At 71.3% G+C, this 25,225-nt stretch carries 23 protein-coding genes; 13 read left to right on the top strand and 10 right to left on the bottom strand.

The window, feature by feature from the left end; translation table 11 throughout:
* The first annotated feature begins 179 nt into the window (after positions 1 to 179).
* Positions 180 to 1,598, top strand: coding sequence for an HAD hydrolase-like protein (locus NOCA_RS21355; RefSeq protein ID WP_011757361.1), 1,419 nt, complete (start codon positions 180 to 182; stop codon positions 1,596 to 1,598).
* Between the two features lie 54 nt (positions 1,599 to 1,652).
* Entirely contained in the window at positions 1,653 to 2,048 is a 396-nt protein-coding gene (locus NOCA_RS21350) for a cold-shock protein (RefSeq protein ID WP_011757360.1), read from the top strand.
* A 9-nt stretch (positions 2,049 to 2,057) separates the two neighbouring features.
* On the opposite strand, the gene NOCA_RS21345 is transcribed toward NOCA_RS21350, so the two are convergent.
* Positions 2,058 to 3,407, bottom strand: a complete 1,350-nt coding sequence (locus tag NOCA_RS21345; protein WP_011757359.1) for an MFS transporter — start codon at positions 3,405 to 3,407, stop codon at positions 2,058 to 2,060.
* 41 nt (positions 3,408 to 3,448) lie between these two features.
* Here NOCA_RS21345 and NOCA_RS21340 point away from each other — a divergent pair, with 41 nt between their 5' ends.
* Positions 3,449 to 4,243 (top strand): DUF3027 domain-containing protein, encoded by a 795-nt coding sequence (locus NOCA_RS21340; RefSeq protein ID WP_011757358.1) that lies wholly within the window; start codon positions 3,449 to 3,451, stop codon positions 4,241 to 4,243.
* Between the two features lie 129 nt (positions 4,244 to 4,372).
* On the opposite strand, the gene NOCA_RS21335 is transcribed toward NOCA_RS21340, so the two are convergent.
* Positions 4,373 to 4,675, bottom strand: a complete 303-nt coding sequence (locus NOCA_RS21335; RefSeq protein ID WP_238383380.1) for a DUF2530 domain-containing protein — start codon at positions 4,673 to 4,675, stop codon at positions 4,373 to 4,375.
* Between the two features lie 36 nt (positions 4,676 to 4,711).
* Between NOCA_RS21335 and NOCA_RS21330 the strand changes: the two genes are divergently transcribed.
* From NOCA_RS21330 to tuf, 7 genes are all read left to right on the top strand, one after another.
* Complete coding sequence (locus NOCA_RS21330; protein WP_011757356.1) at positions 4,712 to 6,187, top strand: NCS2 family permease; 1,476 nt, start codon at positions 4,712 to 4,714, stop codon at positions 6,185 to 6,187.
* 109 nt (positions 6,188 to 6,296) lie between these two features.
* A complete protein-coding gene (locus NOCA_RS21325; protein WP_041546777.1) occupies positions 6,297 to 6,749 on the top strand; it encodes a MarR family winged helix-turn-helix transcriptional regulator in 453 nt (150 codons plus the stop codon).
* A gap of 23 nt (positions 6,750 to 6,772) precedes the next feature.
* Positions 6,773 to 8,146 carry an MFS transporter gene (locus NOCA_RS21320; RefSeq protein WP_011757354.1) on the top strand — a complete coding sequence of 458 codons (1,374 nt, stop codon included), beginning with the start codon at positions 6,773 to 6,775 and terminating at the stop codon, positions 8,144 to 8,146.
* 130 nt (positions 8,147 to 8,276) lie between these two features.
* A complete protein-coding gene (gene rpsL / locus NOCA_RS21315) occupies positions 8,277 to 8,651 on the top strand; it encodes a 30S ribosomal protein S12 (protein WP_011757353.1) in 375 nt (124 codons plus the stop codon).
* 1 nt (position 8,652) lies between these two features.
* A complete protein-coding gene (rpsG, locus tag NOCA_RS21310) occupies positions 8,653 to 9,123 on the top strand; it encodes a 30S ribosomal protein S7 (RefSeq protein WP_011757352.1) in 471 nt (156 codons plus the stop codon).
* Between the two features lie 85 nt (positions 9,124 to 9,208).
* Positions 9,209 to 11,320 (top strand): elongation factor G, encoded by a 2,112-nt coding sequence (gene fusA / locus NOCA_RS21305; RefSeq protein ID WP_011757351.1) that lies wholly within the window; start codon positions 9,209 to 9,211, stop codon positions 11,318 to 11,320.
* 82 nt (positions 11,321 to 11,402) lie between these two features.
* Complete coding sequence (tuf, locus tag NOCA_RS21300) at positions 11,403 to 12,596, top strand: elongation factor Tu (protein WP_011757350.1); 1,194 nt, start codon at positions 11,403 to 11,405, stop codon at positions 12,594 to 12,596.
* 286 nt (positions 12,597 to 12,882) lie between these two features.
* Here the strand turns inward: tuf and NOCA_RS21295 are convergent, their stop codons facing one another.
* Both NOCA_RS21295 and NOCA_RS26095 read right to left on the bottom strand, forming a co-directional pair.
* Positions 12,883 to 14,226, bottom strand: a complete 1,344-nt coding sequence (locus tag NOCA_RS21295) for an aspartate aminotransferase family protein (RefSeq protein WP_041546776.1) — start codon at positions 14,224 to 14,226, stop codon at positions 12,883 to 12,885.
* Positions 14,227 to 14,231: 5 nt separating this feature from the next.
* Positions 14,232 to 14,717 carry a GyrI-like domain-containing protein gene (locus NOCA_RS26095; RefSeq protein WP_011757348.1) on the bottom strand — a complete coding sequence of 162 codons (486 nt, stop codon included), beginning with the start codon at positions 14,715 to 14,717 and terminating at the stop codon, positions 14,232 to 14,234.
* Between the two features lie 162 nt (positions 14,718 to 14,879).
* Here NOCA_RS26095 and trmB point away from each other — a divergent pair, with 162 nt between their 5' ends.
* On the top strand, positions 14,880 to 15,626 hold the full coding sequence (gene trmB, locus NOCA_RS21285; RefSeq protein ID WP_011757347.1) for a tRNA (guanosine(46)-N7)-methyltransferase TrmB: 747 nt from the start codon (positions 14,880 to 14,882) through the stop codon (positions 15,624 to 15,626).
* Here the strand turns inward: trmB and NOCA_RS21280 are convergent.
* Positions 15,586 to 16,641, bottom strand: coding sequence for a LacI family DNA-binding transcriptional regulator (locus NOCA_RS21280; protein ID WP_011757346.1), 1,056 nt, complete (start codon positions 16,639 to 16,641; stop codon positions 15,586 to 15,588). The genes trmB and NOCA_RS21280 overlap by 41 nt on opposite strands.
* 47 nt (positions 16,642 to 16,688) lie before the next feature.
* Here NOCA_RS21280 and NOCA_RS21275 point away from each other — a divergent pair, with 47 nt between their 5' ends.
* Positions 16,689 to 18,056, top strand: a complete 1,368-nt coding sequence (locus NOCA_RS21275) for a GH1 family beta-glucosidase (RefSeq protein ID WP_011757345.1) — start codon at positions 16,689 to 16,691, stop codon at positions 18,054 to 18,056.
* A gap of 38 nt (positions 18,057 to 18,094) precedes the next feature.
* On the opposite strand, the gene NOCA_RS21270 is transcribed toward NOCA_RS21275, so the two are convergent.
* From NOCA_RS21270 to NOCA_RS21255, 4 genes are all read right to left on the bottom strand, one after another.
* Entirely contained in the window at positions 18,095 to 19,024 is a 930-nt protein-coding gene (locus NOCA_RS21270; protein ID WP_011757344.1) for a carbohydrate ABC transporter permease, read from the bottom strand.
* 49 nt (positions 19,025 to 19,073) lie between these two features.
* Positions 19,074 to 20,036 (bottom strand): carbohydrate ABC transporter permease, encoded by a 963-nt coding sequence (locus NOCA_RS21265; RefSeq protein WP_011757343.1) that lies wholly within the window; start codon positions 20,034 to 20,036, stop codon positions 19,074 to 19,076.
* 187 nt (positions 20,037 to 20,223) lie between these two features.
* Positions 20,224 to 21,597, bottom strand: coding sequence for an ABC transporter substrate-binding protein (locus NOCA_RS21260; RefSeq protein WP_011757342.1), 1,374 nt, complete (start codon positions 21,595 to 21,597; stop codon positions 20,224 to 20,226).
* Between the two features lie 354 nt (positions 21,598 to 21,951).
* Positions 21,952 to 22,761 (bottom strand): RDD family protein, encoded by an 810-nt coding sequence (locus NOCA_RS21255; RefSeq protein WP_011757341.1) that lies wholly within the window; start codon positions 22,759 to 22,761, stop codon positions 21,952 to 21,954.
* Between the two features lie 56 nt (positions 22,762 to 22,817).
* On the opposite strand from NOCA_RS21255, the gene NOCA_RS21250 reads away from it, so the two are divergent.
* Complete coding sequence (locus NOCA_RS21250; RefSeq protein WP_011757340.1) at positions 22,818 to 23,813, top strand: stage II sporulation protein M; 996 nt, start codon at positions 22,818 to 22,820, stop codon at positions 23,811 to 23,813.
* 119 nt (positions 23,814 to 23,932) lie between these two features.
* On the opposite strand, the gene NOCA_RS21245 is transcribed toward NOCA_RS21250, so the two are convergent.
* Positions 23,933 to 25,225, bottom strand: a complete 1,293-nt coding sequence (locus tag NOCA_RS21245) for a DUF58 domain-containing protein (protein ID WP_011757339.1) — start codon at positions 25,223 to 25,225, stop codon at positions 23,933 to 23,935.

The following is a 25,225-nucleotide window of genomic DNA, read 5'->3' as shown; positions in this document are numbered from 1 at the left end:
GCCGGTCGCCGGCGCCAGGGCCCCCAGGGTCGCGGCGGCCAGGGTCGCGGTGACGAGGGCGGCGACCAGCCCGGCGCGCGTCGTACGCCGTCGGTTCATCGCCATCACCCCCTGATGCCTGAACGAACCATTGTGACAGGAGTTTCGGTGCCCTTCCCCCGGATCCCTATGGTGGGGCCATGCACGCGGCGCCCCTGGTGGTCGGTTTCGACCTCGACATGACGCTGATCGACACCGTGCCGGGCTTCAGTGCGACGCTGCTGGCGCTCGGCGCGGAGCTCGGCGTCGAGTTCCCGGTCGAGGACCTGATCACCCGTCTCGGACCGCCGCTCGACCTGCTGCTGGGGGAGCACCTCGCCGCGGACGCGGTGGCGCCCGCCGGCGACCGGTTCCGGGCGCTCTACCCCGACCACGCCATCGCCCCGGTCCCGCTCCTCGCCGGCGCCGAGGACGCCCTGGCGGCTGTCCGCCGGCACCGTGGCCGGGTGCTGGTCGTGACCGGGAAGTACCCCGCCAACGCGCGCCTGCACCTCGATCACCTCGGCGTGGAGGTGGACCACCTCGAGGGGTGGGTGTGGGGCGTCGGCAAGGCGGACGTGCTGCGCCGCGAGGGCGCGACCATCTACGTCGGCGACCACGTCCACGACGTCGAGGGCGCCAAGGCCGCCGGCGCGCTGAGCGTCTCGGTGCTCACCGGCGGGTCGACGCGGGAGGAGCTGGTCGCGGCCGGCACCGACGTGCTCCTCGGCAGTCTCGCGGAGTTCCCGGACTGGCTCGAGGAGCACCTGCTGCAGACCCGGCTCGACGCGCTCGCGGCCGACCTGCGCGAGCGTGGCTCGGTGCTGGTCGCCTACAGCGGGGGCGCAGACAGCGCGTTCCTCCTGGCCGCTGCCGTCCGCGCGCTGGGCGCCGACCGCGTCGCGGCCGCCACCGGCTACTCGCACTCGCTGCCGCTGGCCGAGCGTGACCCGGCACGCGACTTCGCGGCCGCGCTCGGCGTCGAGGTGCTCACCCCGGCCACCCACGAGATCGAGCGCGAGGGCTACCGGTCCAACGGGGCGGACCGCTGCTACTTCTGCAAGGCCGAGCTGCTCGACGTGCTCACCCCGCTCGCCGCCGGTCGCGGGCTGGCCCACGTCGCCACCGGCACCAACGCCGACGACGCCGTCGCGGGCTTCCGGCCCGGCATCCGCGCAGCCGACGAGCGCGGCGCGATCGCGCCCCTGCGCGACGCCGGGCTGACCAAGGCCCAGGTCAGGGAGGCCTCCCGCCGCTGGGACCTGCCGACCTGGGACAAGCCGGCGGCCGCCTGCCTGTCCTCGCGGGTCGCGTACGGCGTCGAGGTGACGCCGTACCGACTGGGCCGGGTGGAGCGGGCCGAGACCGCGGCGCGGGCGCTGCTGGCGGCCGTCGGGCTGCGCAACCTGCGGGTCCGTGACCTCGGCGAGCGCGCCTGCGTGGAGGTCGACGCGGCCCTGCTGCCGCTGGCCGCCGACGTGGAGGCCCGGCTGCTGGACGCGGTGCGCGGGGCCGGGTTCGCGAGTGCCGAGGTGGACCGGCGCGGGTTCCGTTCGGGGTCGATGAACGAGGCGCTATAGGCTGGAGCGCCCCGGTCCGACAGCGGTCCCGAACAAGCTAGAAGAGGTCAGTCCGTGCCCACTGGCAAGGTGAAGTGGTTCGACGCGGAGAAGGGCTTCGGCTTCCTCTCCCAGGAGAACGGTCCCGACGTCTACGTGCGCAGCGAGGCCCTCCCCGCCGGCACGTCGAGCCTCAAGGCCGGCACCCGCGTCGAGTTCGGGATCGCCCAGGGCCGGCGCGGCGACCAGGCCCTCCAGGTGCGGATCCTGGACGCGCCCGCGTCGGTCTCGCGCAACCAGCGCGACGCGCGGCGCAAGAAGCCCGAGGAGATGGTCACCATCGTCGAGGACCTGATCCGACTGCTCGACGGCGTCGGCGAGGCCTACCGCCACGGTCGGCACCCCGACCCCAAGACCGCCCGCCCGGCCGCCAAGCTGCTCCGCGCCCTGGCCGACGAGCTCGAGCACTGACCGTTTGACTCAGAAGTCCCGGATCAACCTGCGCGGGTGGTTGGCGAGCACGAACACCGCCCAGGCGGCGAGCACGACCGCGGCGACGCCTAGCCCGAGCCGAGGCGGATCGAGCGGCAGCGCGATGCCGACGAAGCCGCCGATCACCCACGCGAGCTGGAGCGTGGTGTCGCTGCGGGCGAACGCGCTCGCCTGCACGCGGTGCGGGATGTCGCGCTGGATGGTCGCGTCGAGGGAGAACTTCGCCAACGCCTGGCCGAGGCCGGCGAGCAGGCCCAGCAGCGCGACGGTGAGCACGCCGTAGAACAGCGCCGCGACGACGGCGACCGCGACGTCGGCGACCAGCACGGCCGTGACCGTGATCGCCGGGCTGATCCGCTTGAGGACCGATGCGGCCACCACGCCGAGGAAGTTGCCGAGGCCGGCGGCTCCGACCACGATCCCGGTCAGCAGCTGCGGGCTCCAGTCGCCGATCGGGTTCTCCCTCAGCAGGAACGCCATGAACATGATGAGGAAGCCCGAGAGCCAGCGCGGACCGCAGTTGGCGCGCAGGGCATAGGCGACCGCGAGCGGGATCCGGGTACGGCGGCCCGCGCCGCGTCGCTCCGAGGAGCCGCGGAGCACCAGCTCCTCCTCGCCCTGGTTCGAGTCGACCCGGGCCGGCAGCCGGATGGCGGCGACGGTGGCCACGACGAACAGCACGAACGCGTACCGCAGCACCCATTCGGGCCCGGCCAGCGAGGCGAGCCCGGCGATCGGCGCCGAGATCGCCACCCCGACGATGCCCGACATCGACACCCGGCCGTTGGCCTTGACCAGGGTGAAGTCCTGCGGCAGCAGCCGGGGTACGGCGGCGGCCCTGGTGACGCCGTACGCCTTGGACGCGACGAGCACGCCGAGGGCGGCGGGGAACAGCAGCGTCGACTCGGTCACGACCGCGTCCGCGAGCACCCAGCACAGGAAGGCGCGGATCGCCATCGTCGTGCCGATCGCCCAGCGCCGACCATGGGCGAACCGGTCGAGGAACGGCCCGATCAGCGGCGCCACGATCGCGAACGGGAGCATGGTCAGGCCCAGGAACAGCGCCACCTGGCCGCGCGCCTCCCCGGAGGGGACCTGGAAGAACAGCGTGCCGGCCAGCGAGATCGCTACCGCCGCGTCTCCCGCGGTGTTGAAGGTGTGCATCTGGATCAGCCGGGACAGTCCGGACTCGCCGGCGCCCTCGGCCTCCGCGGCCCGCTTGGCCTGGCGCATCGTGAAGCGGCCGAACCGCTGGGTCGCCCGCGCGGTCGCGCCGAGACCGCGGATCACCTTGGCCCCGCGCCGGGTCGTCGGCGTTTCGGGCGACGGCGCGGACATGGGGCCATCCTGCCGCACCCGACCTGACAGTCCGGGCGGACATGAGTCATGATTCCGGGGTGATCACGACCACGCGCCCCAAGCCCGACGCCGCCACCGTGGCGGCGGTGGACCTGGCCCGTTCGGCCCTGGCCCAGCAGGCCGGCGCGGCCGACGTCGGCGACCACCTCGGTCACCTGGTCGAGGGGGAGCGGGTGGTCACCCACCTGTTCGCCTGCGAGCGGCCCGGGTACGTCGGGTGGCGCTGGTCGGTGACGGTCGCGCGGGCGCCGCGGCAGAAGCAGGTGACGGTCGACGAGGTCGTCCTGGTCCCCGGCGCCGAGGCCATCGTGGCCCCGCCGTGGGTGCCCTACCGCGAGCGGATCAAGCCGGGCGACCTCTCCCCGGGCGACCTGCTGCCCGTCGACGACGACGACCCGCGGCTGGTCCCGACGTACTCCTACGGCGACGACCCGCTCGACGCCGACGACAAGGCGCAGGTCCGCCAGGTCGCCCAGGACCTCGGCCTCGGCCGGGTCCGCACGCTCTCACCCGAGGGCCGCGAGCTCGCCGCCCAGCGCTGGTACGACGGCGCCGGCGGGCCGGAAGCACCGTTGGCCCGATCCGCCCCGGACAGCTGCACCACCTGCGGCTTCCTGGTGCGCGTCACGGGCCCGCTCTCGGAGCTGTTCGGCGTCTGCGCGAACGGCGACGCCAACGACGACGGGCGGATCGTGTCCTTCGACCACGGCTGCGGTGCACACTCCGAGGTGCGGCTGGCCAAGCGGCACGAGCCGCAGCCGCTGCCCGAGCCGGTCGTCGACACCATCAACCCCGACGACCTCGAGAGGTTTTGAGCTGCCCGAGCCTGAGCTCGCGAAGGCTCGGATCCAGCAGCCAGGTCGAGTAGCCCCGCGACCGACGCAGGAGGTCGCGAGGGGCGTATCGAGACCCAGTCGCTCAGAAGCCGCTCGAGACCGGATCAGTCAGAGGCTGGTCCCGTCGCCCTCCTCGGCCACCTCGCGCCGCGCCTTGCGACGCCGGCGACAGTAGTCGAGCCCGAACAGGCCCAGCCCGAACCCGGCCAGGCAGGTCCACAGCCACCACTCGTTGCCGGAGTCCTGGAGCCGACCGTAGAACGGCAGCAGGGCGACGAACCCGACGAGCCACAGCGCGGTGCCCACCTCGACGGTGCGCACCCCGTCGACGTCGAGCGGCTCCACGTCGGCGACGAAGAACGTCCGGCGGCCGAACTCGTGCTGCAGCGGTTGGTTGTCGCGGAACTCCACGCGAGACACGCTAGTCGACGGTGCCCCGGGTCTGGGATGCTGCCGCGCGTGAGTACACAGGCGACGAAGGACCGGAGCGGCCTGGACCGCTACTTCAAGATCACCGAGCGCGGCTCGACCGTGGAGCGTGAGGTGCGTGGCGGGATCGTCACGTTCTTCACGATGTCCTACATCATCGTGCTGAACCCGCTGATCCTCGGCTTCGCGCCGGACCAGGACGGCTCGTTCCTCGGCGGGGGGTCCGGTGACGGCTCCAACCTGGCCGCCATCGCGGCCGGCACCGCCCTGGTCGCCGGCGTGATGACGATCCTGATGGGGGTCGTGGCGAACTACCCGCTCGCGCTCGCGACCGGCCTGGGCCTCAATGCGTTCGTCGCGTTCTCGGTCGCCAACCAGATGACCTGGGCGGACGCGATGGGCCTGGTGGTCATCGAGGGCCTGGTGATCCTGGTCCTGGTGCTCACCGGGTTCCGGGAGGCGGTGTTCCACGCGGTGCCGGCCCAGCTCAAGATCGCGATCTCGGTCGGGATCGGCCTGTTCATCGCGCTGATCGGGTTCGTCGACGCCGGGTTCGTACGCCGGATCCCCGACGCGGCGCACAGCACGGTGCCGGTCCAGCTCGGGCAGAACGGCCAGCTGTCCGGCTGGCCGGTCCTGGTCTTCGCGATCGGGCTGGTGCTCGTCGTCAGCCTGTGGGTGCTCAAGGTGCGGGGCGCGATCCTGATCTCGATCATCGCCACGACCGTGCTCGCGATCATCGTCGAGGCGATCGCCGACCTCGGGCCGAGCTCGGAGAACCCGAAGGGCTGGAGCCTCAATGTCCCGTCGTGGCCCGACGACATCATCGCGACCCCGCACTTCGACACCCTGGGCGAGTTCAGCCTGCTCGGCTCGTGGGAGAACGCCGGCGTCGTCACCGCGCTGCTGCTGATCTTCACGCTGATGCTCGCGGACTTCTTCGACACCATGGGCACGATGACAGCCATCGGCGCCGAGGCGGGCCTGCTCCAGGAGGACGGCACCCCGCCGGCCACCCGCCGGATCCTCGTGGTCGACTCCCTGGCCGCCGCCGCCGGTGGCGCCGCGGGCGTGTCCTCGAACACCTCCTACATCGAGTCGGCCTCGGGGGTCGGCGAGGGCGCGCGCACCGGGCTGGCCTCGATCGTCACCGGCGTGCTGTTCCTGGCCGCGATCTTCGTCGCGCCCGTGGTCGAGATCATCCCGTCCGAGGCCGCGGTCCCCGCGCTCGTCCTGGTCGGCTTCTTGATGATGCAGCAGGTCAAGGGGATCGACTGGGACGACCTCGAGATCGCGATCCCGGCGTTCCTCACCATCGTGCTGATGCCGTTCACCTACTCGATCTCGGTCGGCATCGGCGCCGGCTTCCTCGCGTTCGTGCTGATCAAGGTGATCCGGGGCCGGTTCGCCGCGGTGCACCCGCTGTTGTGGGTGGTCGCCGCCCTCTTCGCCGTGTACTTCGCGATCAACCCGATCACCAACTGGCTCACCTGACCGACCCGTTCCCTGTCGTCGACCCGCCCGCGGACCTCCCGGGCGGGTCGACGGCATTTCGCGCCCGAAGAGGGAATCGTTAGCACAGGTAATGAGTTATGCTAACGGTATGCCGACATTGCAGAAGGTCTCCAGGACTGACGCCGGGCTCGCCGCGGAGCTCCGGCTCAGCGTGATGCGCCTGCGCCGCCGGCTGGCCGGAGAGCGGCACCCCGACAACGAGCTGAGTCTCAACCAGATGGGCGTGCTCGGCGTGCTTTACCGGACCGGTGACGGGTTGACCATCGGCGAGCTGGCGGCGGCCGAGCGGGTGCAGCCGCCCTCGATGACCCGCACCGTGAACTGCCTGGAGGAGACCGGCGACGTCGTACGGCGTCCCCACGAGACCGACGGCCGCCAGGTCGTGGTCGAGCTCTCCGACCAGGGCCGCGCCCGGGTGCTCGCCGACCGCGACCGACGGGACGCCTGGCTGGCCCAGCGGCTCAAGGAGCTGACGCCCGACGAGCGGGCGATCCTCCGCCAGGCGGCCCCCCTCCTCGAGCACCTTGCCCAACGAGACTGACCAGAAGGACTGACCACCACACTGTGAGCCCCACGTTCCGCTCCCTGCGCAACCCGAACTACCGGCGCTACCTCGCCGGCAGCCTGGTGTCCAACACCGGGACCTGGATGCAACGGGTGGCCCAGGACTGGCTGGTGCTCCAGCTGCCGGGCAACAGCGGCAGCGAGCTCGGGATCACCACCGGGCTGCAGTTCCTGCCGATCCTGCTGCTGAGCCCCTACGCCGGGGTCGTCGCGGACCGGTTCCCGAAGCGCCGGCTGCTGCAGGTCACCCAGGCGACGATGGCGCTCGCGTCGCTGGCGCTCGGCCTGATCGCGGTGCTCGGGGTCGCGCAGACCTGGCACGTCTACCTGATCGCGTTCCTCTTCGGCATCGGCGCGGCCTTCGACGGTCCGGCCCGACAGTCGTTCGTCTCCGAGATGGTCGGCCCCGAGGACCTCACCAACGCGGTGGGCCTGAACTCCGCGAGCTTCAACGCCGCCCGGATCCTCGGCCCGGCCGTCGCCGGCCTGATGATCGGCGCGCTCGGCGGTGGCGCGCAGGCGACCGGCTGGGTGATCCTCGTCAACGCCGCGTCGTACCTCGCCGTGATCGGCCAGCTCCAGCGGATGGACGTGGTGCTGCTGCATCCGGCCGAGATCCAGGACCGCACGCCCGGCATGCTCGTCGACGGCGTCCGCTACGTGCGCAGCCAGCCCAAGATGGTGCTGATCCTGATCATGGTCTTCTTCGCCGGCACCTTCGGCATGAACTTCCAGATCACGTCGGCGCTGATGGCCACCGAGGTGTTCGGCAAGGGCGCGGGGGAGTACGGCGTCCTCGGCTCGGCGCTCGCGGTCGGGTCGCTGACCGGGGCGCTGCTGACCGCCCGGCGAGTCCAGATCCGGGTCCGGCTGCTGGTGCTCGCCGCGCTCGGCTTCGGCACCGCCGAGATCATCGGTGGCCTGCTCCCGTCGTACCTGTTGTTCGCGCTGTTCTCACCGGTCATCGGGTTCTTCACGCTGACCCTGCTCAGCTCGGCGAACGCCACCCTCCAGCTGGAGGCCGCCCCGGCGTTCCGCGGCCGGGTGATGGCCCTCTACATGACCATCCTGATGGGCGGCACCCCGATCGGCGCGCCCATCATCGGCTGGGTCGCCCAGCACCTCGGTGCCCGGTGGGGCCTGATCATCGGCGGGACGCTGACCATCCTCGGCGTACTGTTGGCGCTGGCCGCCCATTCCCGCCTCCGCGGCGGGGTGCGCACCGTTTTGACCGAGGTAGACCACCCGGGTAACCTTTTTCCTCGTGTCTGGGACAACCAGGCCGTCGCGCGTGCCCGGAAGCAGTCGGGGAGTCAGGTCCTCGGATCCGGCACCGAAACTCCAGCAGCGGAAGCCCTCACCGGTTCTCGCTGAAGCAGTGTGGAGCGGGCGACACGCCCGACCTCGGGGGTGGCGACGAGGGCCAGCACCACCCGGACACGCAGCAAGACACCGTGCGAGCAGAGCGCCCGTACTGAGAGCGGAAAAGAAGGGGAACCACCCGGTGCCCACCATTCAGCAGTTGGTCCGCAAGGGCCGCCAGGACAAGGTGTCGAAGAACAAGACGCCTGCCCTCAAGGGTTCGCCCCAGCGACGCGGTGTGTGCACCCGCGTCTACACCACGACTCCGAAGAAGCCGAACTCCGCCCTCCGCAAGGTCGCCCGCGTGCGCCTGTCGAGCGGCGTCGAGGTCACGGCGTACATCCCGGGCGTCGGCCACAACCTGCAGGAGCACTCGATCGTGCTCGTCCGCGGTGGCCGCGTGAAGGACCTCCCGGGCGTCCGCTACAAGATCATCCGCGGCACGCTCGACACCCAGGGCGTGAAGAACCGCAAGCAGGCCCGCAGCCGCTACGGCGCCAAGAAGGAGAAGAGCTGATATGCCGCGCAAGGGTCCGGCCCCGAAGCGGCCGATCGACATCGACCCGGTCTACGGGTCGCAGCTGGTCTCCCAGCTGGTCTCCAAGGTGCTCCAGGACGGCAAGAAGCAGGTCGCCCAGCGCATCGTCTACACCGCGCTCGAGGGGTGCCGCGAGAAGACCGGCACCGACCCGGTCGTCACGCTGAAGCGTGCGCTCGACAACGTCAAGCCCGCGATCGAGGTCAAGTCCCGCCGCGTGGGTGGCGCGACCTACCAGGTCCCGATCGAGGTCAAGGGCACGCGCGGCACCACGCTCGCGCTGCGCTGGCTGGTCGGCTATGCCCAGGACCGCCGCGAGAAGACGATGCACGAGCGGCTGATGAACGAGATCCTCGACGCCTCCAACGGCCTCGGTGCCGCGGTGAAGAAGCGTGAGGACACCCACAAGATGGCCGAGTCCAACAAGGCCTTCGCGCACTACCGCTGGTGATCGCGGGGAGCGGGCCGCGGCGCAACTCGCCGGGTCCCGCTCTCGCGCCCAGCACTACCTACGACTCCCAAGGATCGGACAGACAGTGGCTGTCGACATCACCACCGACCTCAACAAGGTCCGCAACATCGGCATCATGGCGCACATCGACGCCGGCAAGACGACGACGACCGAGCGCATCCTGTTCTACACCGGCATCACCTACAAGATCGGTGAGGTCCACGAGGGCGCGGCCACGATGGACTGGATGGAGCAGGAGCAGGAGCGCGGCATCACCATCACGTCCGCGGCGACGACCTGCTGGTGGAAGGACCACCAGATCAACATCATCGACACCCCGGGCCACGTGGACTTCACCGCCGAGGTCGAGCGCTCGCTGCGCGTCCTCGACGGCGCGGTCGCCGTCTTCGATGGCGTGGCCGGCGTCGAGCCGCAGACGATGACCGTGTGGCGCCAGGCGAACAAGTACGCCGTCCCGCGGATGTGCTTCGTCAACAAGCTCGACCGCACCGGCGCGGACTTCTTCCGCTGCGTCGACATGATGGTCGAGCGCCTCAACTCCACCCCGCTCGTGCTCCAGCTCCCGATCGGCGCCGAGTCGGACTTCCTCGGTGTGGTCGACCTGGTCGGGATGCGCGCGCTCACCTGGCGCGGCGAGACCAAGATGGGCGAGGACTACGAGGTCGAGGAGATCCCGGCCGAGCTGGCCGAGCAGGCCGCGGAGTACCGCGAGAAGCTGCTCGAGACCCTGTCCGAGGCCGACGACGACGTCATGGAGAAGTACCTCGAGGGCGAGGACTTCACCGTCGAGGAGCTCGAGGCCGCGATCCGTCGCGCCACCCTGGCCGACAAGGTCAACCCGGTCCTGTGCGGCACCGCGTTCAAGAACAAGGGCGTGCAGCCCCTGCTCGACGCGGTCGTGAAGTTCCTGCCGTCCCCGCTGGACATCGGCGAGATCATCGGTCACTCCGTCAAGGACGAGAACGAGAAGGTCTCCCGCAAGCCCGCCGACAGCGAGCCGTTCTCCGGCCTGGCCTACAAGATCGCCTCGGACCCGCACCTCGGCAAGCTGATCTACATCCGGGTCTACTCCGGCAAGCTCGAGGCCGGCTCGACCGTGGTCAACTCGGTCAACGGCCGCAAGGAGCGGATCGGCAAGGTCTACCAGATGCACGCCAACAAGCGTGAGGAGATCGCGTCGGTCGGTGCCGGCCAGATCGTGGCCGTCATGGGTCTCAAGGACACCAAGACGGGGCACACCCTGTCCGACCCACAGCACCAGGTCGTCCTCGAGTCGATGACGTTCCCCGCCCCGGTGATCGAGGTCGCGATCGAGCCCAAGACCAAGAGCGACCAGGAGAAGCTCGGTACGGCGATCCAGCGCCTCTCCGACGAGGACCCGACGTTCACCGTCAAGTCCGACGAGGAGACCGGCCAGACCATCATCGCCGGCATGGGCGAGCTGCACCTGGAGATCCTGGTCGACCGGATGCGCCGCGAGTTCCGCGTCGAGGCCACCGTCGGCAAGCCGCAGGTCGCCTACCGCGAGACCATCCGCCGCAAGGTCGAGAACCACAGCTACACCCACAAGAAGCAGACCGGTGGTTCGGGCCAGTTCGCGAAGGTGATCATCTCGCTCGAGCCGAGCATCGACCCCGAGACCAACACGGGCGCGGGCTACGAGTTCGTGAACAACGTGTCCGGTGGTCGCGTGCCGCGCGAGTACATCCCCTCGGTCGACCAGGGCGCCCAGGAGGCGATGGAGTTCGGCGTGCTCGCCGGCTACCCGATGGTCGACGTGAAGGTCACCCTCGAGGACGGCGCCTACCACGACGTCGACTCCTCCGAGCTCGCGTTCAAGATCGCCGGCAACCAGGCCTTCAAGGAGGCCGCGCGGCAGGCCAAGCCCGTGCTGCTCGAGCCGATGTTCGCGGTGGAGGTGACCACGCCGGAGACCTTCCTCGGCACGGTCATCGGCGACATCAACAGCCGTCGCGGCCACATCCAGGCCCAGGAGGAGCGTCACGGTGACATGGTCATCAGTGCCCTCGTGCCGCTCTCAGAGATGTTCGGGTACGTTGGCGACCTGAGGTCGAAGACCTCCGGCCAGGCTTCGTACTCGATGGAGTTCGACTCGTACGCCGAGGTCCCCCAGGGCATCGCCGACGAGATCATCAAGAAGGTGCGTGGCGAGTAGCCCCAGCGGCTGCAGTCCGGACCCTCGGCAGTACCACCAGCAAGTACGAGTCAAGTAACAACCCAACCAGGAGGAGCCCACAGTGGCTAAGGCGAAGTTCGAGCGGACCAAGCCGCACGTCAACATCGGCACCATCGGTCACATCGACCACGGCAAGACGACGCTCACGGCGGCGATCACCAAGGTGCTGCACGACAAGTACCCGGACCTGAACCCCTTCACGCCGTTCGACGAGATCGACAAGGCCCCTGAGGAGCGTCAGCGCGGTATCACCATCTCGATCGCGCACGTCGAGTACCAGACCGAGTCGCGGCACTACGCGCACGTCGACTGCCCGGGTCACGCGGACTACATCAAGAACATGATCACCGGTGCCGCGCAGATGGACGGCGCGATCCTCGTGGTCGCCGCCACCGACGGCCCGATGCCGCAGACCCGTGAGCACGTGCTGCTGGCCCGCCAGGTCGGCGTGCCCGCCCTGGTCGTCGCGCTCAACAAGTGCGACATGGTCGACGACGAGGAGCTCATCGAGCTCGTCGAGATGGAGGTGCGCGAGCTCCTCTCCGAGTACGAGTTCCCGGGCGACGACATCCCGGTCGTGCGCGTGGCGGCCTTCCCGGCCCTCAACGGCGACGCCAAGTGGGGCGAGTCGGTCCTCGAGCTGATGAACGCGGTCGACGAGTACATCCCGACCCCGGAGCGCGACACCGAGAAGCCGTTCCTGATGCCGGTCGAGGACGTCTTCACGATCACCGGTCGCGGCACGGTCATCACCGGCCGGATCGAGCGCGGCATCGTCAAGGTCGGCGAGGAGGTCGAGATCCTCGGCATCCGCGAGGCCTCGCAGAAGAGCACCGTCACCGGTGTCGAGATGTTCCGCAAGCTGCTCGACGAGGGCCAGGCCGGTGAGAACGTCGGTCTGCTGCTCCGCGGCACCAAGCGCGAGGACGTCGAGCGCGGCATGGTCGTCGCCAAGCCCGGCACCACGACCCCGCACACCAACTTCGAGGCCTCGGTCTACATCCTCTCGAAGGAGGAGGGCGGCCGCCACACGCCGTTCTTCAACAACTACCGCCCGCAGTTCTACTTCCGGACCACGGACGTGACCGGCGTGGTGACCCTCCCCGAGGGCACCGAGATGGTCATGCCGGGCGACAACACCGAGATGGCCGTCGAGCTGATCCAGCCGATCGCCATGGACGAGGGTCTGCGCTTCGCGATCCGCGAGGGCGGCCGCACCGTCGGCGCCGGCCGGGTCACCAAGATCACGAAGTGATCGCCTGATCCAAACGAAGGGCCCCGAAAGCTGCGCAGCAGCTTTCGGGGCCCTTTGCTTTGGATCAGGCATCCTGCGCGCTTGTGAGCCGAGTCGGCGGTAGTTGCGGGGGAGCGCAGCGGAGGAGCAAATAGCGCCGACTCGGCGACCCGTACGCACGAGCCGGCGAGCGCAGCGAGACGGCGGCGGTGACCCCGCGCCTAACCACGAGCCGGCGAGCGCAGCGAGACGGCGGCAATGAGCCGTGCGCCAGCTCCCTGAGCGGGCAAGATGCGCCGACTCGGCGTCAGGCGAGCAGCGCGGCGACGGCCTCGCCGAAGACCTCGGTGTGCCGGTCCACGTCGGCGGGGGTGTGGGCGGGGGAGAACAGCGCCATGTTGTGGAACGGGGTGAGCAGCACGCCCCGGTTGAGGCACCACAGGTGCAAGAAGCCCTCGAGCTCCTCGTCGACCGCGGCGGCCGCGGCCGCGCCGTCGCGCGGGGGCGGGCAGAACCAGTACTCCGCCCGGCAGCCGAGCCGCTGCACGTGCCAGGGCAGCCGGTGCTCGGCGATCACGCCGGCCACGCCGTCGGTGAAGCGCTCGGCGAGCGGGATCGCGACGGTGAAGTCCTCCTCGCGCAGGCAGGTCGACAGGGTGGCCCGGATCGCGGCCAGGGCCAGGGCGTTGCCGGTGAGGGTCCCGCCGACGCCGGCGACGTCGATCTCGTGGCCGAGCATCGGGCCGGAGAGCCGGTCGGCGACCGCGGCACTCATGCCGTACGCCGCGCACGGCACCCCGCCGCCGATCGGCTTGCCGACCACGACCAGGTCCGGCTCCAGGCCCCACGCGGCGGTGGCGCCGCCGGGCCCGGTGCACAGGGTGTGGGTCTCGTCGATCACCAGCAGCACGCCATGGCGGTGGGTGATCTCGCGGACGGCCTCGAGGTAGCCCGGTTCGGGCAGCACGATGCCGATGTTGGTCAGCGCGGGCTCCATGAGGAGGCACGCCACGTCCCCGACGGCCAGCCGGCGCTCGAGCGCCTCGGCGTCGTTGAAGGGAACCACCGCCGTCGTCTCCGCGACCGGCACCTGCGGCCCGAGCGCGCCCGGACGCGGGACGACTCGGTCACCGTCGAGGACGGCGAGAGTCTCGTCCACCGTGCCGTGGTAGCACCAGTCCATGACCGCGATCCTCGGTCGCCCGGTCAGGTGCCGGGCGAAGCGCAGCACGAACCGGTTCGCGTCGGTCGCCGACATCGCGAGCTGCCACGTCGGCAGCCCGAAGCGCCGGGCGAGCTCCTCGCCGACCCACACGGCGTCCGCCGACGGGAGCATCGTGGTGATGCCACTGCGGGCGCGGGCGGCCAGGGCGTCGGCCACCTGCGGCAGCGCGTGCCCCGTCATCGCGCCGGTGTCGCCCAGGCACAGGTCGACGTACTCGTGCCCGTCGACGTCGACGAGTCGGGCGCCCGTGGCGGACTCGAAGAACACCGGGAAGCGGCCCGGCCAGCGGGTCATCCACGGCATCGGCACGCCGGCCAGCAACGGCCCGCGGGCCCGTGCCGCCAGCGCGGCTGAGCGCGGACGAGCGGCGACGAACCGCTCCTCCTCGGTCGTTCGGAGCTCGGCGAGGCGGTGGCGGTCCAGCACGCCCGTCAATGTACCGATACGGGCACGTTCGCGTGGGTCGCCGGCCAGGTCACCCGGGTGTGGACCTGCTCGGGGTCGACGTCGGGGCCGGAGAGGTACTCCTCCCACATGGCCTCCTGGTCGAGCACCAGATGGTGGCGGGCGGCGTAGTCCTGGAGCGTGTCGTAGCTCTCGGTGAGCCGCTCGTAGGGGCCGATGTGCACCGTGGTGATCACCCGGCCGGCGGGCAGCCGCGTCAGCTCCACGGTCCCGTCACCCTCGAACGCCTCGTCCACCACGAAGCCGGCCGAGACGCGGAAGCGGCCGTCGGCCTGCTTGGTGTAGTAGCCCACTGCCGGCCCGGTGATCGGGACCCCGATCCGCCCGAGGTACCGCGCCACGGTCCCGAAGGACGCGGCCATCAGCTCGCTGATGTCCTCGTGGTCCCAGGGGAACGACGTGACCGCGATCCTGCGCCCGGCCTCGTGCACGTCGTCGATGGTGTGGTTCATGCCGACCTACCTGCCTACCTGCCTACCCGATGTTGGTTCCCTCGTCTCCGACGCTAGAAAACCCGGTTCGGCACGAGTAGGGCCGAAGGGCACGGGTGCCCGGGACGCCCGGGCACGCCTCCCGATCCGCGTCCCGGTCGGGGGCTGGGGGAGGATGGGGCCATGCCCGAACACGCCCCCGACGGGGTGCGCCCCGCGCGCCCGCACCACAAGCTCACGGCGGACGGGCGGCGGATGCGGGAGGTGCTCACCTACTCGCGTCGGGGCAGCCGGTTCTCGCCTCGTCAGCAGCAGGCCTGGGCCGCGTACGCCGAGCGCTGGTGGGTGCCCGACGAGGCGGTCGACGACCCCGGCTTCACCCTGGCCGGCTGCTTCGAGCGCAGCGCGCCCCTCATCGTCGAGATCGGCTCGGGCATCGGCGAGTCGACGGTCGCCCTGGCGGCGGCGCGGCCCGACCACGACGTGGTCGCGATCGAGGTCTGGCGGCCCGGGGTCGCGGACACGCTCGGCCGGATCGGCGCGGCCGGCCTGTCCAACGTCCGGCTGCTCAGCGTGGACGCCGTGTGGTCGATGGCGCACCTGGTGGAGCCCGACAGCCTCGCGGCGCTCTGGACCTTCTTCCCCGACCCCTGGCACAAGGCGAAGCACCACAAGCGACGCCTGGTCACCGCGTCCTTCGCCCGGCTCGTCGCGGGGCGGCTGGCGCCCGGTGCCGAGTGGCGGCTGGCGACCGACTGGGCCGACTACGCCGACCAGATGGTCGAGGTGCTCGACGCCGAGCCGATGCTCGAGGGCGGCGTCGTGGAGCGGTGGGCGGAGCGTCCGGTGACGAAGTTCGAGCGCAAGGGGATCGCGGCCGGGCGCGCGATCACCGACCTCGCCTACCGCCGCCGCGGCGCCGCGCGCTAGGCCCCGGGCGGGGCGCCGGGGCGGCCGTCGTCCGACGTACCACCAGCCGGGTCGGCAGCAGCACCTGCTCGGGCTCCCAGTCGCGCCGGCCGAGCGCGCCGAGGACCTGCAGGGCGGCCACCCGGCCCTGCTCGTGGACCGGTTGCGCGACCGTGGTGAGGTCGAAGATCGCGGCCATCTCGTGGTCGTCGATGCCGATCACCGACAGCTCCTCGGGCACGGCGAGACCGAGCTCACGGGCGGCCCGGAGCACGCCGATGGCCATCTCGTCGGAGGCGGCGAAGACGGCGGTGGGGCGGTCGGGGCGCTGCAGCAGCTCCCGGCCGGCCCGCATCCCGCCGGTGACCGTGAACTCGCCGTTGGCCTCCAGCGCGGGCGCGAGGGCGTGGCCGGCCTCGACGAGGGAGTCGCGGTAGCCGGCCAGCCGGGCCGTGGGCGCGGTGAAGTCGAGGACCCCCTCGGTGGCGCCGCCGACGTACCCGATCCGCTCGTGGCCGAGGTCGAGCAGGTGGCGCATGGCGGTCTGCGCGGCCAGGTGGTCGTCGATGCGGACCGTCGCCCAGCCCGGCAGGTCCGCCCCCACGATGGTCACCGGACGCCCGAGCTTCTCCAGTCGGGCCCGCTCGTCCGGGCTGGGCTTGAGGCTGAGCACGATGACCGCGTCGACGCGCTTGGTGAGCAGGCTGGTCTCGAAGACGCGGTGCCGCGCCGACGGGTCGCCGGCGAGGTTGTAGAGCAACAGGTCGTAGCCGCGCTCGCGGAGCACCTCCTCGGCGCCCTGGACGACGGCGGCGAAGAACCAACGGGTCACGAACGGGACGATCACGGCCACCGTCCGGGTCTGCCCGCTGGCCAGGCCGGCCGCACTCGGCGAGGGCACGTAGCCCAGCCGCCGGGCGGTCTCCCGGACCCGGCTCCGGGTCTCCTCGGAGACCCCGGGCAGGCCGCGCAGGGCGCGCGAGACCGTCGCGGTCGACATCTCGACCTCGCGGGCGACGTCCTTGATGCCCGTCACAGCGGGAGCGCTCCCACTCCGGTGGCCCACGCACTACCGTGGAGCGCATGAGCCTGCACCTGCCGAGCCCCAGCACCCTCGCCTACGGCGCCGCGACCGCGTCGTACCAGATCGAGGGAGCGACCGCCGAGGACGGTCGCGGCGCCTCGATCTGGGACACCTTCACAACCCGTCCCGGCGCCATCCGGGACGGCTCGGACGGCTCGGTCGCCTGCGACTCCTACCACCGCTACGAGGAGGACGCCGACCTGGTCGCCGGCCTCGGCGTCGGGTGGTACCGCTTCTCGATCGCCTGGCCGCGGGTGCTGCCCGAGGGCACCGGCCGGGTCGAGCCGCGCGGCCTCGACTACTACGACCGCCTGGTCGACGCGCTGCTGGCGCGCGGCGTCTCCCCGACGGCGACCCTCTACCACTGGGACCTGCCGCAGGCCCTCGAGGACCGGGGCGGGTGGCTGGAGCGGTCGACCGCCGAGGCCTTCGCCGACTACGCGATGGTCGTCCACGAGCGGCTCGGCGACCGGGTGGGCGTCTGGGCGACCCACAACGAGCCGTGGTGTGCGGCCTACCTCGGCTACGCCGCCGGCATCCACGCCCCCGGCCGGCGCGAGGGCGGCGCCGCCCACCGGGCGGCCCACCACCTGCTGCTCGGCCACGGCCTCGCCGCCGCCCGCCTGCACGAGGCCGGGGTCGGCGACGTCGGCATCGCCCTCAACCTGGCGCCGTTCTGGCCCGAGTCGCCCGACGCGGTGGCCGCGGCGGACGGGGTCGACGCCATCCGCAACCGGCTCTGGCTCGGCCCGCTCGTCGACGGCGCGTACGACGACGGGCTGCTCGCCGTCGCGCCCGAGCTGGCCGACCCCGACGTGGTCCACGAGGGCGACCTCGAGCTGGTCCGCGGCTCGGCCGACTGGATCGGGATCAACTACTACACGCCGTTCCGGCCGACCCTCGCCGACCCCGCGCTCGAGACCCACCCGGAGGTCGACGCCTATCCCGGCGCCACCCCGGTGTCCTTCGTGGTCCGCGAGCCGCGCACCGACATCGGCTGGGAGGTCGAGGCCCGTGGCCTGGAGGAGCTGCTCGTCGAGACGCACCGGCGCACCGGGCTGCCGCTGATCGTGACCGAGAACGGCGCGGCCTACGCCGACGACACCCTCCGGGAGGGTGCCGCCGGCGTCATCGACGACCAGGACCGGATCGCCTACCTGCGCGACCACATCGCCGCGACCGAGCGGGCCCGGTCGGCCGGTGCCGACGTGCGGGCCTACATCGTGTGGACCCTGCTGGACAACTTCGAGTGGGCCGAGGGCTACACCAAGACGTTCGGTGTCGTCCACGTGGACCCGAAGGACCAGACCCGGACCCCCAAGGCGTCCTACCACTGGCTGGCCGAGCACGTCGCCGAGGCCCATTGACCTCCTCATGTCGTCCGTCCTGACCGTGGTTCCTGGACCTACCCCTTGACGCTGCCCGCCAGCAGGCCGCGGACAAAGTACCGCTGCAGCGACAGGAACACGATCAGCGGGATGACCAGCGAGACGAAGGCGCCGGCGGACAGCAGGAACCAGTCGTTGCCGCGGGTGCCGGACAGCTCGGCGAGCCGGACGGTGAGCGGCGAGATCTCCAGGCTGCCGCCGCCGAAGACGAGCGCGACGAGCAGGTCGTTCCAGACCCAGAGGAACTGGAAGATCCCGAACGCGGCGATGGCGGGCGCCATCAGGGGCAGCATGATCCGGGTGAAGATCTGGACGTGGGCGGCGCCGTCGACGCGCGCCGACTCGATCAGCTCGCCGGGGATCTGGCTCATGAAGTTGTGCAGCAGGTAGATCGCCAGGGGCAGCGCGAAGATCGAGTGCGACAGCCAGATCGTGTAGAAGCCGCCGCCGGGTGCCTCGGAACCGGCGAAACCCTGGTTCACGTAGAGCTTCAGCAGCGGGATCATCGTGACCTGGATCGGCACGATCTGCAGCGCGAAGATCGCGACGAACAAGAAGTCGCGGCCGGGGAACTTCATCCAGGCGAAGGCGTAGGCCGCCATCACCGCGATGCTGATCGGGATCAGCACGGACGGGACCGTGATCACCAGCGAGTTCACGAAGTACGTGCCCAGGTTGGTGTCACTGCCGTTGAGGACCTGGTCGTAGTTGTCCAGTGTCCAGCCGCCGTTCCACAGTGCCGTCCACCAGCCGCTGGTCGTGATCGCGGACTCGGGCCGGAACGAGGTCACCAGCAGGCCGAAGGTCGGGATGGTCCACAGGACGGCGATGATGATCGCCGCGAGCGATGCCCACGGCGAGCTCAGCGCACGCTTGGCGGTGGCGGTCACGGGCTCCTGGGCCACCACGGCCTCGACGCCCTTCTGCTCGGGGACGGCGGTGCTCATCGGTGGCCCCCCGGAAGCGCGAGCGCAGCGAGCGGTTGCGTGGGGTGGTTCATCGTGCCTCCAGCTTGCGCATCTGACGGACGTTGTAGATGACGATCGGCATGACCAGGACGAAGATCAGCGTCGCGATCGCCGTGGCCAGGCCCTGGTTCGCGGAGACGAAGTACTCCCGGTAGAACTGGTAGGCCAGCACGCTGGTGTCGAAGTTGCCGCCGGTCATCGTCCGCACGATGTCGAAGGCCTTCAGCGTGGTGATGCTGATCGTGGTGAGCACGACGATCAGGGACGGGCGGATGCTCGGCACGGTGATGTAGCGGAACATCCGGAACCCGCCCACACCGTCGAGCCGGGCGGCCTCGACGATGTCGTCGGGGATGGCCTTGATCGAGGCCGAGAGGATCACCATCGCGAAGCCGGCCTGCACCCAGATCATCACGACGATCAGGAAGACCGTGTTCCAGGGATCGTTGAGGATGAACTTGTAGGTGTCGAAGCCCAGCCCCTTGAGGACGGCGTTCGCGATGCCGATCTGGGTCTGGCTCTTGTCGTGGTAGTCGTAGACGAACCGCCAGATGATCGAGGCGCCGACCAGCGAGATCGCCATCGGCAGGAAGATCAGCGCCTTCGCGACCTTCTCGAAGCGGGACCGGTCCACGAGCACGGCGTACACGAGGCCGATGACCGTGGACAGGATCGGCACCAGGATCACCCAGGCCGCGGTGTTGCGCAGCACGATGAGCTGGTCGGCGTCGGTGAAGATGGTCTTGTAGTTGTCGAACCCGACCCCGGCGTCGCCGGTGCGGTCCAGGAACGACTGGTAGATCGTCGTGACCGCGGGGTACAGCAGGCCGACGCCGATCAGGGCGATCGCCGGCAGCACGAACGCCGCCGACTGCACCAGCTCGCCCCGGCGGGACCGGAGCCGCTGGGTGAGCAGCAAGATGACCGCGACCACGGCGAAGAACACCGCGATCGCGATCACCATCTGGATGAACTTCTCACCTGTGGACATACAGGCACTCCCGATGGACTCGGGCCGGCGAGCGGCGGCTCGGCGGCCGGGCGGACGGTGAGGTGGTGGTGGAGACGGGCCGGGCCGCGACACCCGCCCCGCGGGGGGACAGGGGTGTCGCGGCCTGGCAGATGGAGCCGAGAGCGGTTCCTCCCCGCCGGTCAGCGACCGGCGGGGAGGAGCTCCGTCACGGCCAGGAGGCCTCGATCTTGTCGAGCGCGTCCTGGGTGCTCTCGCCGGTGATCCAGTTGGTCATTTCCTTCCAGAACGAACCAGCGCCGACCTCACCCGGCATCATGTCGGACCCGTCGAAGCGGAAGACCGCGTCCGGGTCCTGCAGGATCTCGCCGGAGAGCTTGTCGACCGGGCTCGCCAGGTTGGCGATGTCCAGGCCCTTGTTCGCGCTGACCCAGCCGCCGTTCGGGGTGGCCTTGGCCTTCTCGTTGGCCCACTGGTCGCTGGACAGGTAGGTCTGGAAGGCCTGGACCTCGATCGCGTCCGAGAACGCTGCGACGAACTCGCCGCCGCCGAGGACCGGGTTGCCGAACTCGTCGCCCATGGCCGGCAGGTAGAACGCGAACACGTCGCCGTTCTCCGAGACGTCGGTGCCCTCGGGCCAGTTGGCGGCGTAGAAGCTCGCCTGGCGGTGCAGGGCGCACTTGCCGTCGAGGATCGGCAGGCCGCCGTCCTGGAACGCGGTCGTGGCGATCGAGCTGACGTCACCGATGCCGCCGTTGACGTACTTGTCGTTCTTCAGGATCGCGCCGACGTTGTCGAGGCTCTCGACGACCGCGGGGTCGTTGAAGGGGATCTCGTGGGCGACCCACTGGTCGTAGACGTCCGGACCGACCGAGCGGAGCAGCACGTCCTCGAGCCAGTCGGTGGCCGGCCAGCCGGTGGCCTCGCCGGACTCGATGCCCGCGCACCACGGCTTGATGCCGGTCGCGGTGATCGTGTCGGACAGGGCGAGCATGTCGTCCCACGTCGTCGGGATCTCCCAGCCGTTCTCGGCGAACATCTTGGGGGAGTACCACACGAAGGACTTCACGTTCGCGCCCAGCGGGGCGGCGTACAGCTTGCCGTCCACGCTGCCGTACGAGCGCCAGTCCTCACCGAACCACTTGTCGACGTTGGCCGAGACCGTGTCGGGGGCCTCGACGACCTTGCCGGTGCCGACCAGGGTCTGGAGCAGGCCGGGCTGCGGGACGTACGCGATGTCCGGCGGGTTGCCCGACTGGACGCGCACCTGCAGCTGGGTCTCGAACTCCTTCGAGCCCTCGTACTTCACATCGGCGCCGGTGCAGTCCTCGAAGACCTTCCAGGAGTCGATGTGGGGCTTGTCCTCGGGCGCCACGATCGAGGTGTAGACCGTGACGTCCTTGCCGGTCAGGTCACCGAACTGCGTGAGCTGCTCGCACTCGGCCTTGCCCTCGCCCGGCGACTTGCCGCTGGCCTCGCCACTACCACCGTCGTCGCTCCCGCCACAGCCGGCGAGAACGAGTCCTGCGCTCACGAGAGCGGCAGCGACTGCCATCCCCCGGCGCGTCTTGCGTGATCGCATGCGTGCTTTCCTCTCTGCGTTGTCAGCAGGTCCGTCCTGGGTCCGCGTGCCCGAAACCCGCTCCGTCGAACACGATGTAAACGTTTACGCTCCCTCCCGTCAAGGACCAGCCGTAACGTTTCCGTAACACGCATCGCGTTTCTATGGGAACGCTCCCACAACCGGGCGTGGTTCCGCCGCGACCGGGTCGGGGAGCCGGACGATCTCCATGCGCTGCCGGCAACGGGATGCTGCCGGCACGGGCCCATCGTGGGCGCGCCCCCGGGTGCGGGGGAGGGACCAAGGACAGCAGAACCGGTTGACCTTGGGCCCGCCGGTGGTCACGTTCCGTGACCTTCGCCCGGGACCGCGGGCTCAGCGGTCGCGGGTCAGCCGCCGGCGCAGCTCCGCCTGCCGCGCCAGCCGGGCCGCGTCGCGGTCGCGCCGGGCCGCCACGACCGCGGCGAGGAACGCCTCGGGTGGGGTGCCCGCTGGTGGCGCGGGGGCGACGTACTCCTCGACGGCCGCGGCCAGCCGGCCGCCGATGCTCGCCCGCGAAGCCGGGTCGATCTGCGGGAGCCGCGCGAGGAACTGGCGCACGGCCAGGGCCAGGCCGGTCGGCAGCGCGGCGAGGTCGGCGCCGGCCGCCCAGCGCGCCAGCTGCGGCGGCATCGCCGCGGGCGGGCCGAGCTGCAGCTTGACCCGCTCACGGACGACGTACGTCCCGGCGGCGAAGTCGCCGAGCCGCTTGCCGCGGACGCTCAGCAGCGCCGAGAAGAACGCGGGCCCGCCGAAGAACAGGTAGATCTCGACGACGCCGACCAGGGCCCGGACGAACGCGTGCTGGAAGGAGATCGGCCCCGCGTCGTCGCGCACCGTGCGCAGCCCGAACGCCAGCTTGCCCAGGGAGCGACCGCCGCTCAGCGTCTCCAGCGCGGTCGGGAAACCCACGAAGGCGACGATCACGGCGGCCAGCATCGCGACCTGGAGCAGCGCCTCGTCCGCCTGGAGGGCGGCGATCACCAGGCCGAGGACCAGCGCGACCAGGACGCCGGCGGTGACGAGCACGTCGACCAGGCCGGAGGCGATCCGCAGGCCGAGGCCCGCGGGCGGGAGGTCGAGCGCGACCGCCTCGCCGGTGACCAGGTCGTCGGTGGTGAGCGTCGCGAACTCGGGGGGCGCCATCGGCGCCCAGTGTAGGAGCGGCCGGGGCCCGGCGCGGGGAGCCTAGGCTCCTGGTCATGGACCTCGACGCGTACGTCGGCGCGCACGCGTCGGAGTGGCGCCGGCTCGAGGAGCTGACCCGCAAGCATCGGCTCACGGGCGCCGAGGCCGACGAGCTCGTCGAGCGCTATCAGCGGGTCGCCACCCATCTCTCGGTCGTACGCACCTCCGCGCCGGACGCCACCGTCGTCGCCCACCTCTCGGCCCTGCTCTCCCGGGCCCGCAACCGGGCCACGGGCACCCGCACGAGCACCTGGCGCGGCGTCCGCCTCTTCTTCGTCGACCGGTTCCCGGCCGCGCTGTACCGGCTGCGCTGGTGGTGGCTCGGCACGCTCGCGGCCAACGTCGCGGTGACCGCCGTGATGATGCTGTGGTTGCTGGACCACCCGGCGGTCGAGCAGAGCCTGCTCTCACCCGAGCAGGTCGACCAGTTGGTCGCCCACGACTTCGAGGACTACTACAGCGAGTACGCCGCGAGTCACTTCGCCGCCCAGGTCTGGGTCAACAACGCCTGGGTCGCCGCGCTGTGCCTGGCGCTGGGGGTGCTCGGCGTCCCGGTCGTCTACCTGCTGTTCCAGAACATCGCGAACCTCGCGATCATCGGCTCGATCATGATCCGCCATGACCACGGTGCGCACTTCTGGGGGCTGATCCTGCCCCACGGGCTGCTCGAGCTGACCGCGGTGTTCGTCGCCGGCGGCGTCGGCCTGCGGCTGTTCTGGTCCTGGGTGGAGCCCGGTCCGCTGACCCGTACCCAGGCGCTGGCGCGGGAGGGCCGCACCGCCGGCACCGTCGCCCTCGGCCTGGTCGCCGTGCTGCTCGTCAGCGGCCTGATCGAGGCGTTCGTGACTCCCTCCGGCCTGCCGACCTGGGCCCGCGTCGGCATCGGCGTCCTCGCCGAGGCGGTGTTCCTCTCCTACGTGTTCGTGCTCGGCCGCGACGCCGTCCGTCGTGGCCACACCGGCGACCTCGACCCCGCCCTCCTCGAGGACCGGGTCACCAGCGAGGCCTGAGCGCCGGGGTCGGTTTCCCCGGTTCACCGGGGATGTTGGAACTTCTGGCCCGAAGTTTCGGCCCAACAGTTCCGGTTTCCCCGGTTAACCGGGGAAACCGTCCACCACCGCCGCGCCGATCAGAGCAGCCCGCGCGCCTTGAGGCTCAGGTAGTGGTCGGCCAGGGCGGGCGGCAGCTGCTCGGCGTCGGCGTCCACCACGTCCACGCCGAGCGTGCGCAGCAGCCCGGCGGTACGGCGGCGCCGGCCGAGGACCTGCTCGGCCGCGGCGGCGTCGTACACCTCGTCGAGGGTGCCGCGCGCGGCGGCGAGCTGCTCCAGCGCGGGGTCGCGGACCGAGGCGAGCACCACCCGGTGGTGCTTGGTGAGCGTCGGCAGGACGGGGAGCAGTCCCTCCTCGACCGCCGCCGGCTCGAGCGGGGTGAGGAGGACGACCAGCGCGCGCTGGCGGCCCAGCGCGGTGACCGCGCCGGCGAGCGAGTCCCAGTCGGCCTCGGCGATCAGCGGCTCGAGGTCGGCCATGGCGTCCTGGAGCCGCGCGGCGACGTCGCGGGCGCCGGCGGAGCGGAGCCGGGCCCGGACCCGACGGTCGCCGGCCACGAAGTCGACGCGGTCGCCGGCCCGGGCGGCGAGCGCCGCGAGCAGCAAGGCGGCGTCCATCGCGGAGTCGAGGCGGGGGACGTCGCCGACCCGTCCGGCCGAGGTCCGTGAGGTGTCGAGCACGAGCACCACTCGACGGTCGCGCTCGGGCTGCCAGGTGCGGACCACGACCGCACGGTTGCGCGCGCTCGCGCGCCAGTCGATGGAGCGTACGTCGTCGCCGCGCACGTACTCGCGCAGCGAGTCGAACTCGGTGCCGGCGCCGCGCACCCGCACCGCGGCGCGGCCGTCCAGGTCCCGCAGCCGGGCCAGCCTGCTGGGCAGGTGCTTGCGGGAGTCGAACGGCGGCAGCGAGCGGACCGCCCCGTCGACGACGCGGGTGCGTTGGCGCGCGGCCAGCCCCAGCGGACCCCGCAGGCGCACGGTGACGCCCAGGGCGCGCAGGTCCCCCCGCCGCACCGGCAGCAGTGCCGTGCGCAGCTCCACCCGGTCACCCGGCCCGAGGGCGAGCCGGTGCCGGTTGCCGGTCGCGCCGGCCGACGGCTGCCACGCGTCCCGCAGGGTGCCCCGGACCCGGCGTCGCGACACGTTGCACGCGACCAGCCGGGTCTCGGTCGGCTGCCCCAGAAGCACCGTCCCGACCGCCGGCCGCTCGAAGGAGAGCCGCTCGGGTGCGGGCGCCAGCAGCAGGTCGGCGGCCACCAGGAGCGCGACCGCGAGCACCCACAGCCAGACCGTCCCCATCCCCGGGCGCAGCAGCACGGCCGCTACCCCGAGGAGCAGCAGCAGCGGGACCCGGCCGGAGATCGCCAT

Source organism: Nocardioides sp. JS614 (assembly GCF_000015265.1).
In the GTDB taxonomy this organism is placed as follows: domain Bacteria; phylum Actinomycetota; class Actinomycetes; order Propionibacteriales; family Nocardioidaceae; genus Nocardioides.
Note: the sequence above shows the minus strand (reverse complement) of the source record. Positions and strands in the feature narration are given on the sequence as shown.

Coding starts and splice junctions, on each gene's coding strand:
- NOCA_RS21355 (WP_011757361.1), top strand. CDS start 180: ATGCACGCGGCGCCCCTGGTGGTCGGTTTCGACCTCGACATGACGCTG.
- NOCA_RS21345 (WP_011757359.1), bottom strand. CDS start 3,407: ATGTCCGCGCCGTCGCCCGAAACGCCGACGACCCGGCGCGGGGCCAAG.
- NOCA_RS21340 (WP_011757358.1), top strand. CDS start 3,449: ATGAGTCATGATTCCGGGGTGATCACGACCACGCGCCCCAAGCCCGAC.
- NOCA_RS21330 (WP_011757356.1), top strand. CDS start 4,712: ATGCTGCCGCGCGTGAGTACACAGGCGACGAAGGACCGGAGCGGCCTG.
- NOCA_RS21325 (WP_041546777.1), top strand. CDS start 6,297: ATGCCGACATTGCAGAAGGTCTCCAGGACTGACGCCGGGCTCGCCGCG.
- rpsG (WP_011757352.1), top strand. CDS start 8,653: ATGCCGCGCAAGGGTCCGGCCCCGAAGCGGCCGATCGACATCGACCCG.
- NOCA_RS26095 (WP_011757348.1), bottom strand. CDS start 14,717: ATGAACCACACCATCGACGACGTGCACGAGGCCGGGCGCAGGATCGCG.
- trmB (WP_011757347.1), top strand. CDS start 14,880: ATGCCCGAACACGCCCCCGACGGGGTGCGCCCCGCGCGCCCGCACCAC.
- NOCA_RS21275 (WP_011757345.1), top strand. CDS start 16,689: ATGAGCCTGCACCTGCCGAGCCCCAGCACCCTCGCCTACGGCGCCGCG.
- NOCA_RS21270 (WP_011757344.1), bottom strand. CDS start 19,024: ATGAGCACCGCCGTCCCCGAGCAGAAGGGCGTCGAGGCCGTGGTGGCC.
- NOCA_RS21265 (WP_011757343.1), bottom strand. CDS start 20,036: ATGTCCACAGGTGAGAAGTTCATCCAGATGGTGATCGCGATCGCGGTG.
- NOCA_RS21260 (WP_011757342.1), bottom strand. CDS start 21,597: ATGCGATCACGCAAGACGCGCCGGGGGATGGCAGTCGCTGCCGCTCTC.
- NOCA_RS21255 (WP_011757341.1), bottom strand. CDS start 22,761: ATGGCGCCCCCCGAGTTCGCGACGCTCACCACCGACGACCTGGTCACC.
- NOCA_RS21250 (WP_011757340.1), top strand. CDS start 22,818: ATGGACCTCGACGCGTACGTCGGCGCGCACGCGTCGGAGTGGCGCCGG.
- NOCA_RS21245 (WP_011757339.1), bottom strand. CDS start 25,225: ATGGCGATCTCCGGCCGGGTCCCGCTGCTGCTGCTCCTCGGGGTAGCG.